14 protein-coding genes are annotated in these 17,492 nt (G+C 35.0%); 2 read left to right on the top strand and 12 right to left on the bottom strand.

From position 1 onward, the window contains the following. Positions 1–180: 180 nt before the first annotated feature. Positions 181–939 (bottom strand): methyltransferase domain-containing protein, encoded by a 759-nt coding sequence (locus FF52_RS15240; protein ID WP_008466891.1) that lies wholly within the window; start codon positions 937–939, stop codon positions 181–183. Between the two features lie 193 nt (positions 940–1,132). Next, positions 1,133–1,987 carry a hypothetical protein gene (locus tag FF52_RS15235; RefSeq protein WP_008466890.1) on the bottom strand — a complete coding sequence of 285 codons (855 nt, stop codon included), beginning with the start codon at positions 1,985–1,987 and terminating at the stop codon, positions 1,133–1,135. A 406-nt stretch (positions 1,988–2,393) separates the two neighbouring features. Here FF52_RS15235 and FF52_RS15230 point away from each other — a divergent pair, with 406 nt between their 5' ends. After that, a complete protein-coding gene (locus FF52_RS15230; protein ID WP_008466888.1) occupies positions 2,394–3,803 on the top strand; it encodes an APC family permease in 1,410 nt (469 codons plus the stop codon). 79 nt (positions 3,804–3,882) lie between these two features. Here the strand turns inward: FF52_RS15230 and FF52_RS15225 are convergent, their stop codons facing one another. The 7 genes from FF52_RS15225 to dinB form a co-directional block, all read right to left on the bottom strand. Next, positions 3,883–4,284 (bottom strand): hypothetical protein, encoded by a 402-nt coding sequence (locus FF52_RS15225; protein WP_008466886.1) that lies wholly within the window; start codon positions 4,282–4,284, stop codon positions 3,883–3,885. Between the two features lie 157 nt (positions 4,285–4,441). Next, positions 4,442–4,903 carry a DUF1810 domain-containing protein gene (locus FF52_RS15220; RefSeq protein WP_008466885.1) on the bottom strand — a complete coding sequence of 154 codons (462 nt, stop codon included), beginning with the start codon at positions 4,901–4,903 and terminating at the stop codon, positions 4,442–4,444. A gap of 161 nt (positions 4,904–5,064) precedes the next feature. Then, on the bottom strand, positions 5,065–5,691 hold the full coding sequence (locus FF52_RS15215; protein ID WP_008466884.1) for an alpha-ketoglutarate-dependent dioxygenase AlkB family protein: 627 nt from the start codon (positions 5,689–5,691) through the stop codon (positions 5,065–5,067). Between the two features lie 7 nt (positions 5,692–5,698). Next, a complete protein-coding gene (gene xth / locus FF52_RS15210; RefSeq protein ID WP_008466883.1) occupies positions 5,699–6,475 on the bottom strand; it encodes an exodeoxyribonuclease III in 777 nt (258 codons plus the stop codon). 49 nt (positions 6,476–6,524) lie between these two features. Next, entirely contained in the window at positions 6,525–7,904 is a 1,380-nt protein-coding gene (locus tag FF52_RS15205) for an exonuclease domain-containing protein (protein ID WP_008466882.1), read from the bottom strand. A gap of 129 nt (positions 7,905–8,033) precedes the next feature. Beyond that, positions 8,034–11,093 (bottom strand): DNA polymerase III subunit alpha, encoded by a 3,060-nt coding sequence (locus FF52_RS15200; RefSeq protein WP_008466881.1) that lies wholly within the window; start codon positions 11,091–11,093, stop codon positions 8,034–8,036. Continuing rightward, a complete protein-coding gene (gene dinB, locus FF52_RS15195) occupies positions 11,093–12,274 on the bottom strand; it encodes a DNA polymerase IV (protein ID WP_008466880.1) in 1,182 nt (393 codons plus the stop codon). Before dinB ends, FF52_RS15200 begins: the two co-directional genes overlap by 1 nt. 89 nt (positions 12,275–12,363) lie before the next feature. On the opposite strand from dinB, the gene FF52_RS15190 reads away from it, so the two are divergent. Continuing rightward, positions 12,364–13,137, top strand: coding sequence for an XRE family transcriptional regulator (locus tag FF52_RS15190; RefSeq protein ID WP_008466879.1), 774 nt, complete (start codon positions 12,364–12,366; stop codon positions 13,135–13,137). Positions 13,138–13,297: 160 nt separating this feature from the next. On the opposite strand, the gene FF52_RS15185 is transcribed toward FF52_RS15190, so the two are convergent. The 3 genes from FF52_RS15185 to FF52_RS15175 all read right to left on the bottom strand — a co-directional run bounded on the left by FF52_RS15185 (position 13,298) and on the right by FF52_RS15175 (position 17,372). Beyond that, positions 13,298–14,059, bottom strand: coding sequence for a phosphatase PAP2 family protein (locus tag FF52_RS15185; RefSeq protein ID WP_008466878.1), 762 nt, complete (start codon positions 14,057–14,059; stop codon positions 13,298–13,300). Positions 14,060–14,397: 338 nt separating this feature from the next. Then, positions 14,398–16,113 carry a sensor histidine kinase gene (locus FF52_RS15180; protein ID WP_008466877.1) on the bottom strand — a complete coding sequence of 572 codons (1,716 nt, stop codon included), beginning with the start codon at positions 16,111–16,113 and terminating at the stop codon, positions 14,398–14,400. A gap of 137 nt (positions 16,114–16,250) precedes the next feature. Continuing rightward, positions 16,251–17,372 (bottom strand): sensor protein KdpD, encoded by a 1,122-nt coding sequence (locus tag FF52_RS15175; RefSeq protein WP_008466876.1) that lies wholly within the window; start codon positions 17,370–17,372, stop codon positions 16,251–16,253. Positions 17,373–17,492 lie beyond the last annotated feature (120 nt).

Genomic DNA, 17,492 nt, shown 5'->3' with positions numbered 1-17,492 from the left:
CATACTCATTAAACACTTGTTAATGTATTTTGCTATCTATAAATGCTGTTGTAATGATTCTCTCAAATATAATAAAATTTATCTTATAATTTTAGTAAAAAAAATAATGTAAAAACAATAAAATTTCTGTTTTGAATAATTTTGTTTAAGATTGAAGATTGGCTTTATCTAATAGATTAATTAAAATTTAGCATAAATAATTAATCTTCTAAACGCATAGATAGAAGGTACGACAGGAAAATACGCATCTATTCTTTTTTTGAATTCGGCTGTTAATGATGCAAATTCATTTTCTCCCAATCTTTCTTGATAAACTGTTAGAGCAGATCCTGAAATGAAGTTAAAAAAGTCGTCTTTTTTATTAGAAATTATAGGGTAAACCTTCTCATAAAGCGCTAAATCTTTACCGTCATTTTCAAATAATATTTTAGCATATTCATCTAAAGTCAATACGGGAGAAGGACGCGTCCAATTTTTGAGGTAAGAAGCAAAAGGTTCTTCTTGAACCAATTGTAAAAGTATTTTGTTCAAAATGTTTTCATTTTGTTGTGGCATTTGGACAGCCAGTTGTCCGCCTGGATTTATGCGGGATATAATTTTTGGAAAAAGTTTGTTATGATTATCAATCCATTGCAATGCAGCGTTTGAGAAAATTAAATCCCATTTGGTTTCATCTTCAATCTGTTCAAAAATTGTTTTTTCTTTAAATTGAAGATTTTCCTGTACTGGAGCTTTTGCCAGCATTTCGGCAGAATTGTCAATGCCAAGAATAAAAGGATTGGTAAGCTTTTGATGTAATTTTTGGGTAAGTTCACCCGTTCCGCATCCAAGATCTATAACTTTTAGATTGGATTTATCAACTATATGACTTGTTAGATCATCAAAAGGTTTAGAACGTTCTTCTTTAAATTCGTTGTATTTTTTTGGATCCCAAGTCATGATGCTGTTTTTATTTAAAATTAATGAAAAATTCTAATGCATCAAAACAAAAGGCAAATGTAGTTTCATGATAGTTTCGGTGACTACTTTATCTTTTTAAGTTAATATTTTGCTTCCTCGTTGGTGGCATTCAAGTAGGTAAAAAAAAACTGCAAAAATATTTTGCAGTTTTTCAAACTTTATAAATTAAAAATTATTCAGATGTTTCAAGCGGTCCTAAGGTAACTACAGTTGCAGTTACTGTAGGACAGCCATTACTAAAATAAAATGTAGCAGTACATGCAATGTCAGGCATACATTCTGAATTAGTAAAAGATAAACGAATTTTATTATTATTTAGATTATATGGAGCTATTAAAGTCCCTTGACTTTGGTTGTATAAACTGCTAGGAGAAGTTGTTGTGAACCTTGTGCCATTAGAAAGGCTTACATCAATTTTAGAAATTGTAGCCCAATCAATGTTGCAACCTGCAGGTATAGAGATATCGACTGCTCCTCCAGCACTTCCTGATCCACTTCCTCTACAAATATATGATGCAGAAAGGATTGGTGTGCAACATGAAGATCCGCTTCCGCTAGATTTTACAATTGGTATAACTGGGCCGCATAATTGCCCTGAGCTATCAGTTCCTAGTGCTTGAATACTACCGCTGCTGAAAGTTGAAGATGTTGTAATTGTTGCCGCCACACCATTTCCTGTAATTGATAGACTTCCTGCGGGAACAACACTTCCAGCTACAATGCTCCAAGTTATCGAGTTTACAGAAGTGCTACTATTATACTGATAAGTAGCAGATGAATTTGGATTTACAACTGAATATGCATTATTTGTGTTTACATTAAATACACTTGATCCAGAAATATAGCATGTAATTGCACCTGAAGCAACCGCTGCTGTTTTGCCTGTTTTGTTTGAGATAGTTGATGTTTTATTTTCGAGATTGCTGTTGTTTGGAGTTAGGGTTTCCTCATTAGAGCAAGAAAACAAGATTATACCGAGAATTACTAGTAGAAAATTAATACGCAAATAATTGTTTAAATTTTTCATGATTTTTATTTCCCTTTTGCGGCATAATAGCCTTTAAAGACGAAAACTTTAGGTACTAGATTTGGGTTAGTTTGTTCCGCCTTTCAGATTTTAACTTTAGATTTTACAATCCGCTCAATTGATTTATTTGCAGTTATATCAAAGCACCTGAAATTATTATTGAAACGTTAGGTTAAATTTCTGAAACTTATTATTTGACAAGTTTCTATTCTGTATGTAACTGTCGAATAGTTTGCCAAGAGATACTTTCGCTACATTCAAATTTATGTAAATTAAATATTATAACATTACGGAAAACCGTAAGGGAGTAAGTTTTCTTATATATTTTTTCTCTTTTTTTAAAATTATCAGTGGAGATTAAGATTTCCAAAAAAAGTATATCTTTAGCCAACCTAAACCAATAAAAATGCAAGAAAACGACCAAGAACATTTTAAAAGAGAACTCGGACTCTTAGACGGAACCATGCTTGTGGTTGGCTCTATGATCGGATCTGGGATATTTATTGTAAGTGCCGATATCGCCAGACAAGTAGGTTCGGCGGGATGGCTTACCTTAATCTGGCTTTTGTCAGGCTTTATTACAGTTGTCGCAGCAGTTAGCTATGGCGAATTGAGTGCGATGTTTCCAAAAGCAGGAGGACAGTATGTTTATCTGAAAGAAGCATATAACAAGCTGATCGCCTTTTTGTATGGCTGGAGTTTTTTCGCAGTTATTCAAACTGGAACTATTGCGGCTGTAGGAGTGGCTTTTTCTAAATTTGCAGCTTATTTGTATGAACCGTTAAGCGATGAAAATATTCTTTACGAACTGGGAGCTTTTAAACTGAATGCTGCTCAGCTAGTTTCGATTTTAACCATTATCATTCTGACTTTCATTAATAGCCGTGGAGTAAAAAACGGAAAAATTCTACAAACCGTTTTAACAATAATTAAAATTTTATCACTTCTGGGATTAGTTATTTTCGGATTAACGCTTGCCGCGAAAGCTTCTGTTTGGGATGCAAATTGGGCAGACGGATGGAGCACAAAAACATTTGATAAAGAAAGCGGATCATGGTTGCCAATTAGTGGAACTGCTTTGATTTCTGGAATTTCGGCGGCAATGGTCGGATCATTATTCTCTAGTGATGCTTGGAATGGTGTGACTTTTATCGCGGGTGAAATTAAAAATCCTAAACGAAATGTTGGTCTTAGTTTGTTTCTAGGAACTTTTATTGTGACCTGTCTATATGTTGTGACAAATCTTATGTATTTGGCAGTAGTTCCGTTTGATGAAATCGCTACAGCAAAATTTGACCGTGTTGCAGTTGTGGCCTCTGATTATATTTTTGGAAATATTGGAGCCTTGATTATCGCCATTATGATTATGATTTCGACTTTTGCCTGTAATAACGGACTAATTATGGCGGGTGCGAGAGTGTATTATACGATGGCAAAAGACGGTTTATTTTTCAAAAAAGCGGCAGTTTTAAACAGTTCAAGCGTTCCTGCTTGGGCACTTTGGGCACAGTGTATTTGGGCTTCGGCTTTGTGTTTGACAGGGAAGTATGGCGATTTGCTTGATTTTGTAATTATCATCGTATTGATTTTTTATATTCTGACCATCTACGGAATTTTCATTTTAAGAAAAAAGATGCCAGATGCAGAAAGACCTTATAAAGCTTTTGGATATCCATTTTTACCAATGTTATATATTGTTGTAGCGTCAGCGATTTGTATTTCGTTATTAATTACAAAATTCTCAACCTGTGGCTGGGGAGTATTAATTATGTTAACCGGAATTCCAGTGTATTATTTAACAAAACCAAGTGAATAATATTTGATTTCAATTGAAAACTAAATAAAAAAGCATCTTGAAAAATCAAGATGCTTTTTTATTTTAAGTTTTGGATTTACTAATTAGATAAATCATTGGTAATTCTTTCCTCGGTAGGTCTCAGATAAAGAAGATAAGCAATGAGAAGTATTCCGAATAGGATAAATTCGGGTTTTATGAATAGTATTAAAAAGGCGGCACCTTCTAGAACTGCCCATCGCATGATAGAAGCAGCTTGGTAAACAGGCAATTTGTCTTCAAGTTTTAGTTTCGGGTCAATCTGTTTTAATTGAGCCTTAAATAATATACTGCTCAAAACAAAGGCAAGAACAGGAATAACAAGATATAATATTGAATTCGAATCAATAGCAGGAATGTTTAGTGTTTCTAATGAAATATCTCCTACAATGAAATACGCGATAATTGTTCCTGCACAAATGCCAAGATGGATGATTTGTAAAGTTTTGATTTTTTCATTCATAATTTGGTTTAGATTTGAGGTTGATTATGCAAGTTAATGCTAATTATCTTTAAATAAACAAATTAAGATCTTGATTTTAGTAAATGATATAGTTGCAAACAAAAAAAGACACTAAAATTAGTGTCTTTTAAATGTAAATAATCGTTGTGAACTCTTATTATAATGTAACAGGTTCATCAACAGATTTTATAGTTGAATTAATAATAGACAAAGTAAGTGGATCTTTTTCTCCAGAAAAGAAAGCCTCCAGAATTTCCTGAAATATCGGATTTGCATTTTCTATCAAAGAAAATAAAGTCATGCAAGAACGCAATTTTCGAGCATCTAAGTCTCCAAAAATTCCATCAGCCGATTTCATTTTAAAGGTTAATAATAATTCTGAAATTTCAATTAAATGTTTTCCTAAAATCGGATGCTCCAAATAATCTGAAGCTTCTTTTAAATCATTAATGGCATAAAGATTTGCAGTATCGCTTTTTCCTAAACCTTTTATTTGCGGAAAAATGAACCACATCCAGTGCGTTTCTTTTTTCCCTTTGCTGATTTCAGAAAGAGCGGTAAGATAAAGTTTGTTCTGTGCGTCTAAGAAACGCGCTAAATCATTGTTCGAATAAGCCATTACGGTATTGTATTTTAAAAAAGGTTGCAAAAATAGTAAAAAAGATAGGTTTTGCCTAATAAAACGTTCATACAGTGCATGTTTTAACTTTTTAAAGAAGGAATATCCTACTTCGTTTTAGCTAAAAAATGCTACTTTTTAAGAATTCAATTCTATAAAAATCAAAGATTTCGATTGGTTCTTCTAAAGGTAAGATTGATCCTTGGCAAAACATCACGAGCTGTTTTTGGAACTTGATGCTGCCAATAACTATTAGTTGTTCCTGCCATTAATAAAAAAGAGCCGTGATGCAACGGAATCTCAATTGTTGGAATCTCTTTCCTGTATTTATGACGGAGTTTAAACATTCGAGTCTCTCCAAAAGTAACCGAAGCAATAATCGGATTTGGCCCTGTATTATGTTCCTTGTCGCTATGCCATCCTACGCCATCATTTCCATCTCGATATAAATTAAGCAAAACAGTATTAAAATCTAGCTGTGTTTCTTTTTCAACGCGGCCTCTAATTTTTAATAATTCATAAGTCCAATCTGGCCCTTTTGGGTCTGCTCCAACATTATCTTTATCTTCGTACCAGGCAATCATTCTAGGAACAGTATAGGTTTTATCGTAAATTTCCATTTGATGTTCTCTCCATTTGGTCTTGCGAAGAATTCTTTCATAAAAAATATCAGACTCTTCTTTTGAAAAAAAGTCATCGATTAAAATCAGTTCAGAATCTGGGATGTCAAATATTTTTTTTCCTCCCAAACCAGTTGTAAACAATTCGGTGTCGTTAAATAGTGTCATTTTCCAATTATATTTTGTCAATTTCAATCCACACAGGAGCGTGATCGCTGGTTTTTTCCCAGCCTCGCACATGACGGTCAACGCCGCCAGCACTCAATTTTTTTGCTATTTGCGGACTTAATAAAAAGTGATCAATTCGCAAACCCGCATCACGCTGATACGCATTTCTGAAATAATCCCAAAACGTATAAATTTTCTCATTAGGATATAATTTTCGAATGGCATCTGTCCATCCTTGAGAAACAATAGTTGCAAATGCATCACGGATTTCCCTTCTAAAAAGGGCATCATTGACCCATTTTTCAGGTTTATAAACGTCCAGTTCTGTTGGCATTACATTATAATCGCCAACCAATATTACAGGAACTTTTAATTTCAATAAAGTTTCGGCACGATGCGCTAGACGATTAAACCATTTCAATTTGTATTCAAATTTTGGACCTGGATAAGGATTTCCATTTGGAAGATAAAGACACGCAATTACAATTCCGTTAATCAAAGCTTCGATATAACGGCTCTGGACATCTTCCTCATCGCCTGGCAATGCCCTGGTTATTTCTTCAATTTCCATATTCCGCGCAAGAATGGCAACGCCGTTCCATTGTTTTTGTCCGTGCCAGATAGCGTTGTAACCTGCATCATTAATGGCTTTAAACGGAAATTTATCCTGCGGTGCTTTTAATTCCTGTAAGCATACAATATCAGGAGTGGCTTCTTCAAGCCAGCGTAACAAAACATTTAATCTCCCGTTAACTCCGTTTACGTTATAAGTGGCTATTTTCATAGTAGATTTTCAATTAGTTCTAATCTTAAATTTACGGCTTTTCGGAACTTTATTTTACAAAGTGTTTGTTAAAGAATACTTTACGAGGATATTTTTCGGCGTAAGCAAAAATCAACTGGTCAATATATTGATTGCTTTTGTAAGGTGTGACGTAACTTTTTACTTCATCAGAATCGTTGATTGCCACATCTCTTGAAATATATCCCATTCCGTAGAAACGGCCATTTTCGATCCAGATACAGCTTCGTTCATCTGCAGATCTTCCTTTGTCGATTATGGCAAAACTCGGTCTGTTATTTAATAAAAAAGCAATTGCATTATCCACTTGCTCGTTATGAAGTACAGGATCTGGCAGTTCTTTTATTTCTGGCGTATAAAAAAACTCGCCTTCTTCTGGTCTCGAATATTTGCAAAAACGGTGGTCAATTTGAAATTGTTCCGCCAAGCTTCTCAATAAATGAATTCCAGTATGTTGATTATTAAATTCATGAATACAAGTTTGAAATTTACTCAGTTTTCCGATTGCCAGATATTTATAACCATTTCGAGCTTCATATTGGTAAATGCCAAATTTGGCTTCAAAACGTTTTAAAGCTCTATTATAAGTTGGCCAAAGTTTTTTGATTTCGGTACATTCCAAAAGAAGCGCCATGAGTTCAGTGGCACAGACTTCAAAAGAAATTCCATGAATATCTCTTAAAAAATGCTGTCTTTGAGGTTTGATATTATTTCCTGTAAAATGTGAAGTAACACGTTTTTTCAGATTAACTGCCTTTCCAACATAAATTACTTTTTTCGCCTGATTATAAAAATAATATACTCCAGGTTTATCAGGCAAACTATTAAAATCTTCTTGTGGTAAATTTGGAGGCAGACGCTGATCGTGTGCCGTTTTCTTAATCATTTTTTCAATTTCTCCAGCATCATCCCATTCTAGTAAAAGTGAAAACAATAAAGCAGTAGCATCTGCATCCCCGCCGGCACGGTGCCGGTTTTCTAAATTGATATTTAAAGAATTACAAAGGTTTCCTAAACTATAAGAGCCTAAACCTGGCTTGATTTTTCTAGCAGCGCGAACGGTACAAAGTTTTTTGGCAGACCATTTAAAACCAGCCTGTTCCAGTTGATGATGCACAAACGAATAATCAAAGTTAACGTTATGCGCAACAAAAACACGATCAGTAAGCATTTCTAAAACCTTCTCTGAAATATCATCAAAGATTGGCGCATTGGCGACCATTTCGTTATTAATACCCGTTAATCCAAAGATAGAAGGAGGAATGTCCTGTTCAGGATTTACAAGGGTTTCGTAACGATCTAATACATTTTTACCATCATGAATAATGATCGCAATTTCTGTAATGCGGCTGCCACTGGCATTTCCGCCTGTGGTTTCAATATCGACTATAGCATATTCCTGATTCTTCATTTGTATATAACGTAAAATGTTCTATTTCTGTTGTTTAGTTTTTTTCTCGCAAAGTCGCAGAGACGCAAAATTTTTATTTTAAAAAAACTTAAAAAGAAAACTTTGTGTCTTCGCGAGCAATTTTCATCACTAAGAATTAAACTTCATTCGATGTCTCGGCATATTGATTTCGTGTTCTGACGGATAAGGCGCTCGATGCGTCATGCTGACATCTTCTTTAATCTGATTTTGTGTTTTATATTGATCTTTAGCGTCCATGTAACGCGGATCTGGAATAAAAGGCATTTTTGCCATTTTGATAATCGTAATGGTAGGGAAGTGGTAATCAACCTCAACATTTCCTAACAAAAGATAACAGCCTCCGCCTTGAAAAGGATATTTTTCTAAACTATCAGGAAAATGAGCTGTATCAAAGTAAGTGCCTTCGTGATCAATCCAAGTTCCGAAATACATGGTTCCTTTTTTGGTTGGAACGTGTTTTCTGGAAATGAGATAAGCGAGCATTCTAACCTGTTTTTTATGATATTTCACTAAATCTTTTGCCATAATATCTCCGCGGTGTTTGGTTTGTAAAAGATCAAAAACAGTGCAAGAAACTGGGAAACTCAAAAGTTCAATTTCATCAAAAGCATCTTCAAAAATAGAGCGCTCCAATGTTGGAAGTTTATATTCTTTGACAGGTTCCTGTAAAAGCTTTAGATTTCTATTTTCGGGTTTAAAATTGTTTAGAAGCAAACTTGCGCTTATCAAAAGCTGATTTTTTGTTTTTCCTGTAAAACGGAAAGCGCCAATGAAAATAAGAACTTTAACACCTTCAATGCCTATTGGAATGCGATTGATGAAATCTTCCAAAGAAAGATATTCGCCATTTTTTTCTCTTTCGGATTCGATTAAATGTGCAATTTTAGATTCTAAACTCTGCAAATGCATAAAACCAAGATAAATATCAGTGCCGTACAAAGTAGTCTGATATTCACTTTTGTTCACACACGGATTATGAACAGTTCCGCCAGACATTCGCGCTTCGTGCACATAAACTTCAGTTCTGTAAAATCCGCCTTGATTGTTGATTACCGCAGTCATAAATTCGACAGGAAAATTCACTTTCAAGTATAAACTCTGATAACTTTCAACTGCATAAGAAGCCGAGTGCGCTTTGCAGAAGGAATATCCCGCAAACGACTCGATCTGGCGATAGATTTCCTGACTCAATGCCAACGGATGTCCTTTTTGAGCACAGCTGGCAAAGAAATTATCTTTTACTTTTTGCAATGCTTCCAGAGACCTTCCTTTTCCCGACATGGCACGACGCAGAATATCTCCGTCTGGAGCGGGAAGTCCGCCGTAATGCTGAGCAATTTTAATCACATCTTCCTGATATACCATTATCCCATACGTTTCGCCAAGATGCTCTTTGAAGACCTCATGAAAATATTCAAACTGATTGGGGTTATTATGACGGAAAATATATTCTTTCATCATTCCCGATTGTGCAACTCCAGGACGGATAATAGACGATGCCGCGACGAGAATTTTATAATTGTCACAATTCAATCGGCGTAATAATCCGCGCATCGCAGGACTTTCGATATAAAAACAGCCAATCGTATGTCCTTTTGCTAAATACGAATTGCAAACGGCTTCGTCTTTAGAAATCGAAGTATCACGAATATTAACTTTTATGCCTCGGTTTTTGGCAATCAGTTTTACACTGTCGTCAATATGGCCAATACCGCGCTGACTTAGAATATCAAATTTGTCGAAACCAATTTCTTCGGCAATATGCATATCAAAAAGTACGATTGGGAAACCTTTTGGAGGCATTTCCAGAGGCGTGTAATTGGTAATTGGGTCTTCAGAAATCAAAATTCCACACGCATGCATGCTTCGTTGATTTGGATATTTTCCCATCATTTGTCCGTATTCCTGAACCAATTTTACAATTTTATTGGTTGGATGAAGTTCTTCTGGATTTTTTGCCAAAAGATCTAATTCTTCTTTAGGAAGACCAAAAACTTTTCCCACTTCCCTAAAAATAGAACGGTATTTAAACTCGACGTTTGTGCCGCAAAAAGCAACATGATCTTTGCCATATTTTTTAAATATATACTCTAAAATTACATTGCGTTCCTGCCAGCTCCAATCAATGTCAAAATCAGGCGGTGTTTTGCGGTTTAGATTTAAAAAACGTTCAAAATATAAATCCAGTTCGATAGGGCAGATATCGGTAATTCCGAGACAATAGGCGATGATGCTGTTGGCACCGCTTCCGCGACCAATGTGCATAAAACCCATACTGTTGCTATACTGAATAATATCCCAAGTAATTAAAAAATAACCGCTGAATTCTAATTCGTCAATTACTTTTAATTCTTTTTCTATACGTTTTTTTGCTTCAACATTCTCATTTCCATAACGTTTTGCAAATCCTTCCCAAGCTAAATCTGTCAATTTTTCTAAATCTTTTTGACGGTTTTCAGTATAGAATTTTTTATTCTTTTTAGCTGCAAAATCATATTGAAAATCACAATCGTCAATGATGCGTTGCGTATTCGAGATGATTTCAGGATATTTTTCATAAAAAGGCAGAAGAGATTCTACGGGCTTCATCAGATCAGAAGCTTTACAGTAATCAGCTTCTGTAAGTTTCGATAAAATAATATTCGTGTCAATAGCCCGAAGCACTTTATGCAGATTGTATTCTTTTTTAGTTCTAAAAGTTACAGGTTGCAAAATTACCATTTTGGAGATTTTATTTTTATGTTTTGATGTCAGCAGACTTGAAACTTCTTCGGGACGGACTCCAATAAATTCATTTTCAAACAGTGTTTCGGGAGCATTTTCTAAAGTATAAATCACAAAAGACGAGTCAAACTTCGGAGCTCGAAAAGGCAGAGTTTCTCCGCTGAAATTATGATTCGTTAAAAAACGGTTCATTTCTGCCAAGCCTTCTGCATTTTTAGCCAGACCAATATATCGGAATTCATGATTGCATCGAAATTCCATTCCCACCAAAGGTTTAATTTCTTTTTCCTGACATGCTTTTATAAAATCATAAATTCCAGTAACAGTATTAATATCCGTTAATGCCATTGCTTTTATACCGCACGAAACAGCTTCGGCAATCAATTCCTTAAGCGGAATCGTGCCGTAACGTAATGAATGATATGAATGGCAATTAAGATACATTATTTGATACGTTTTAAGATTTCGTCTTTAGTGTTTGGTTTAAAATGGGCTCCAGCACAGCGCATTACGGCATCAAAACCATAACGGCTTTTCATTTTATCCATAGCGGCATAAAGCGCAAGCATTTCCTGAGTATCTTCAAAAAGGTCAATTTGATACGTTCCGCGTACCAATCCGCTAAAGCGAACGCCAATCAAACGCAGACGCATACGACGTTGATACACTTTTTCAAAAAGTTCTATTACGTTTTTGGTTAAAACATGGTCGGCAGAGGTGTAAGCCACTCGGCATTGTTTGGTTTCGGTATCAAAATTGGCATAACGTATTTTGACCGTAACGGTTGAAGTTAGCCATTGTTCTGATCGAAGCTGAAAAGCTAGTTTTTCGACCATCCCAAGAAGCACTCTTTTGAGTTTGTCAATGTCAATTGTGTCTTGAGAAAAAGTATGTTCTGTCGAAATAGATTTTCTTTCGCTGTAAGGTTCTACAGGGGTATGATCAATTCCGTTGGCTTTTTTCCAAAGTTCCAAACCATTTTTACCGATCATTTGCTGTAAAACCTCAGCAGGCATTTCGGCCAAAGTCTGGATTTTACGAACGCCAATTCGCGACAAAAGCTGGAAAGTCACCGCTCCAACCATTGGAATTTTCTGAATCGAAAGCGGATTTAAAAAGTCTTGTACTTGTTGTTCTGGAATTTCAAGATTTCCTTTTGGTTTGCCTTCCCCAGTAGCAATTTTCGAAACGGTTTTATTAATAGATAACGAAAAACTAATAGGAAGCCCAGTTTCCTTAATTACCTTTTGCGCGAGTTCATTCGTCCATTTATAACTTCCGTGAAATTTATCCATTCCGGTAATATCCAAATAGAATTCGTCGACACTGGCTTTTTCCAGAACAGGAGCTTTTTCCTGAAGAATCTCGGTAACATCGTGAGATAATTGTGAATATAATTCCATGTCACCTTTCATCACTTTTGCGTCTGGACAAAGTTTTAATGCCATACGAATCGGCATAGCAGAACGCACTCCATATTTTCGAGCTTCATACGAACAAGAGGCTACAACACCACGTTCTCCACCGCCTATAATAAGCGGAATTCCATTGAGTTCTGAGTTGGTGCGTCTTTCACAGGATACAAAAAAGGTATCCAAATCCATATGTACAATTGCCCGTGCCATTTTTTCCTTTTGTTTTTGTATGAAACAAAATTAGTACAGATTAGAACATTTTTAGTATATTTGCTGTTCCAAATTATAACAAATTAATTATGTCCTTATTTTCAGACAACATCAGAGCATTAAGGGTTAAGCATAAAATATCACAAGAAAAATTAGCTGAAAACCTGAGTATTACAAGAGGAAGATACGTGAAATACGAAGATGGAACTTCGGAAGCACCGTATGACATTTTAAAGAAAATTGCATTGTATTTTCATATGAGTATTGACTTGATATTATCGGTAGATATTCGCAAAATAGATGTGCAAAATTTGATAAAACTAGAAGGCAACCGACTTATTTTGCCGATTCAAGTGGATAGTTTTGGAGAAAATTATATCGAAATTGTATCTCAAAAAGCAAAAGCTGGTTATCTGAACGGATATGCTGATCCAGAATATATTGAAAGTTTACAGCAGATTACGCTTCCGTTTTTAGGACCAGGAAAACACCGCGGATTTCCAGTTGAAGGCGATTCAATGCCACCGCATGAAGACGGTTCCATTATTATTGGCCGTTATGTGGAAAAGCTGGGAGAGGTGATGGACGGGAAAACCTATATTCTTATCACTAAAAATGAAGGAATAGTATATAAACGTCTCAATAAAAACAAAAAGAATAGTTTGGTTTTAGAATCTGATAATAGTTTTTATCCAAATTATGAAGTGAAAGCTTCTGAAATTTTGGAGATTTGGGAGTACGAATGTAACATTGGCCGTTCGGATAAAAAACAAGAAACTACAGAAACTGGAGCAATGAAGGATTTGCTTTTAGAATTGAAAAGAGAAGTTAGGGAAATCAAGAATAATACTTCGAATACATAATTTTTTTTTCCGCCACGAATTCACGAATTATTTCAAATAAAAATTCGTGAATTCGTGGCTAATAAATTTACACAAAGCCATTCCAAAATCCTTTTAATCTGTGCAATCTGTGGCTTTAAAAAACTTTGTGCCTTAGCGCCTTCGTGGCTAAAAAAAAAAACTAAAAAACCTTCGCAAATCCCAAACCATATTGCTGTCCGTTATAAAAAGGCATTATCATAGAAGTCGATTTGTTTTCGGTTGAAGATTTGAACAGCTTTTTAGTGATATACGGATTGATCCAATACGCAATTTTGGTGCTCAAAATTCCGATTCCAGCTCCAGCCGCAACATCTGTCAGCCAGTGGCGATTATTGTAGATTCTGAAAAGGCCCGTTCCGGTTGCAACGGCGTAACCCGTGATTCCGTACCAAATGGATTTGTCTTTGTATTCTTGCCATAAAAATTCGGCACCCATAAATGCCGTTGCAGTATGTCCAGAAGGGAATGAATTATTCGAACTTCCGTCAGGCCTTTCTTCGTGAACAATAGATTTTAGGCTTAAAACCGTTGTCGCCATAATTACATAAGAGGTCACAAATATCACAGAACGGTCACGCATATTATTTTTACCTTTTACACCAAAAGCATTTAAGGCATAAACCGATGCAGCAGGTGCATATTGAGAGAAGTCATCAATTGTAATTTTTTCGTCAATATCTTCTTTAACTTCTGCTCTGATTTGAGAGTTGAAACTCAAAAGCTGATTACTTTCCAAACCAATTACGCCATAACCAATTAAGACCGACGGAATAATTAATTGTTTGTAAGTGAATTTTAAATGATTAGAAGTACTGTCAATTTTTGTGATTGAATCATTTTGTTGTGCATTCACATAAAATAATCCGAACAGGAATACGAGGGAAATCGTTTTGCGGAACATTGTTTTTGTCGTTATATTTTGCAATAGTAACGAATGGTTGTCTCTGATATTTTGAACTTAATTGAACCTTAAGCGAACTTTAATTTGTTGGTTTTAAATAGGGTAGTTGAATTAAGATTGGCTAAATTTTATTTTATTCAGATTGATGATTTTAAGTGAAAAAGTCCCAGCGGGACGATATGTTTATAGAAAATTCATAAGGCGCGTTTTTAAGCCCCAGCGGGGTGAAATATGCCGCTCCGCTGGAGCTTATTATCTACGTGAATCAAATTAGCTATAAATATCTAGCTTCTCCGAAGCTCTTTTAATATTTTTTCTTTTAATAATTCACAATTATTCTAAACCATCAATGTAAACCAAAATGTACTTCCCAATCCAAGATTACTTTCAACACCAACGCTTCCATTTTGCGCTTCAATAAACTCTTTGCTGATTGCTAATCCCAATCCCGTTCCAGATTTCTGACTTCCCGGAACCTGAAAATATTTATCGAAAACTCGATCTTTATATCTTGTGTCAATTCCTTTTCCAGTATCAATAACCTGAAAAACCATCTGATTGTTTTCTTCTTTTAGTTTGATAAGAATCGTACTTTTTTCAGATGAATATCTGATGGCATTCGATAAATAATTAATTAAAACCCAGCCTGTTTTTTCGGCATCGGCTTTTACATTTTTAAGGTTTTCATCGGCGTCAACAACCAATTGAATCTGTTTTTGATCAGCTTGGACTTTTACGGCTTCAACGGCATATTTTACAATTTCGTACGGATTGCTTTTCCCAATATTCAGCTGAATGTTTCCAGTTTCCAATTGTGATAAATTGAGCAATTCGCCTGTAATTTTCAATAAGCGCTGACTGTCATCTTTAATACTTTCGACCAATTGTTTCTGATCGTCGTTCATATCGCCCGTTTTTCCATTTTCAAGCAATTGAAGACTTAATTTTATAGAAGCAATTGGCGTTTTTAATTCGTGTGAAACAGTAGCAATGAAATTCGTTTTGGCAAAATCCAATTCTTTAAAAAGCGTAATATTTCGCAGAATAATGACATCGCCAATATTAATTTCTTTTTCTTCGCCCGTTGGCGTTATCGTGATATTATGAATTTCTTTTTCGAAATAACTTTCTTTTCCGTGAGCAAAAATTTTGAGAGGCTGTTTTTTCGGAGTTTCACTTTCTTTCAGAATCAAAGAACGAATCAAATCATTAGAAACCGCTAATTCAGAAGCATGTTTTCCGATAATATCTTCCGATTTTAGACCGATAATTTTCAGTGCTTCATCATTTACAAACAAAACAATCCCTTCGTTATCTAAGCCAATAATAGGATCGTTCATATTATTAATTAATGTTTCCAGTCGTTTCTTCTCAAAAAGAAGCTTATAGACATTGCTGTCATGATATTCTTCAAGCTTTTGCGCCATCGTATTGAATGATTTGGCAAGATCTCCAAATTCGCTATGACTTGTAAAATGAACGCGTTCCGAATAATTTTTATTCGCAATTTCCTTAATACTTAGCGTTAATTCTCTAATCGGATTGGCAATATTATTAGGCAGATTCACCAATAAGTTAAAAGCAATCAGAAAGCATAAACTTCCCACAATAGCAATAGACAAATTGGCTGTTTCAGCTGAATGTTTGGCAATGTCGCTCTTCTGCTTTATGGCGTCCAAATTGAGTTTCATAATCGCAAAAATATCCTGACGAATCTGTGTTTTTACAGTTTCGTCGGAGTTGTTTTTGTCTAAAAGAGCAAAACTGGCTTTCAGCTTTTCGGTAGCCTGTTTTTCGCCTGGTTCCGTAATATTTTGAGTCTGCTTTTCGAGATTTTCCTCAAAACTCTGAATCGTTTCTTTAGAACCCGATTTCATTTCGTCCAAAGCCAAAATCATATTTCTCGAATATTCCAGCGTATTATAATTCGATTTCAGGATGTTTTCGGTGTCCTGCTTAATCAGAAAAACAGAATAAGCACTCACTAACGAGAGAATGATGATCATTAAAAATAACAATCCAACACCCAGATTCAATTTGGTTTTAATTCTCATGATGTTTATTTAAAAAACAAGTTTTTTATTTGAACCATTAAGATATTAAGAAAATAAAGGCGATGCTTAATTTTCTCTTTGTAAGTTTCATTAAGTTCAAAGCTTAATTCCCTTAATATCTTAATGGTTAGAAAATTTTATGACAGAATAACAAGATCAACATTTGATAAAGACAATTTGTTTAGCAAACGCCTGAAAATTGTTGTAGACAAAATTACTTTAAACAAATTAAAATGTGGTTTTCCGATGCACACAGTTGTAATTTGTTTTTCTTCTACCGTTGTCAAAATAGCATTTGTAATATTTGAATTTTCCAATTTAATAACTTCTGCGCCTAATTGTACAGCGAGTTTAAAGTTATTAATTAGATGTCTTTGTTTGTCAAGTGCGATTCTTGTACTGCTTTCTTTAGGAGTTTCGACATACAAAACATACCACGATCCGTTGTAATAACTGGCTAATCGAGCCGCTTTCCTAATAATAATTTTAGCAGTTTTTTCATTGCTGCTAATGCAAGCCAACAATTTTTCATGCCGTAAAGCATGCAGATTCGGAACTTCGCTTTCTACTTTTCGAACCACCTGACTTGCCACTTCTTTTAAAGCCAATTCACGCAATTGCAGAATCTGTTCCGATTTAAAAAAATTAGCCAAAGCTGTCGGAATTTTATCTGCCGTATAAATTTTTCCTTCTTTTAATCGAGCAATTAAATCCTCTGAAGTCAAATCGATATTTACAACTTCATCTGCCAGACGTAAAACATTATCAGGAATTCGCTCCTGAACATCAATATTGGTAATTCGTTTTACATCTTCGTTTAAACTTTCAATATGCTGAATATTCACGGCTGAAATTACATTAATTCCAGCGTCTAAAATCTCTAGAACATCTTGCCAGCGTTTTTCATTTTTGCTTCCTTCAACGTTAGTATGCGCCAATTCATCAACAATAACCACTTCTGGTCTAAGGTTGATGATGGCCTGAACGTCGAGTTCTTCGAGTTCTTTTCCTTTATAAAAAATAGTCCGCCTCGGAATAATCGGAAGACCAGCCAATAATTCATGCGTTTCCTTCCGCATATGCGTTTCTATGTAGCCGATTTTGACATCGATTCCGTTTTTCAATAACGAATGCGCTTCCTGAAGCATACGAAAAGTTTTGCCCACACCGGCACTCATTCCAATGTAGATTTTAAACTTTCCCTTTCGAGATTTCTGAATCAAGTCCAGAAAATGCTGTGCGTTGTTTTCGTTTTCCATGTTTTTTGGTTTAACCATTAAGATATTAAGGAAGTTAAGCTTTTCTTTGTCTGCAGAACATTAAGCTTAATGTCCTCTATTCTAGATTAAGATCAGGTGCAAAAACTTAATTTTCTTAAT

It is taken from the genome of Flavobacterium sp. F52 (assembly GCF_000278705.1).
Classification (GTDB): domain Bacteria; phylum Bacteroidota; class Bacteroidia; order Flavobacteriales; family Flavobacteriaceae; genus Flavobacterium; species Flavobacterium anhuiense.
The sequence above is the reverse complement of the archived record's forward strand: the minus strand, read 5'-3'. Positions and strand labels throughout refer to the sequence as shown.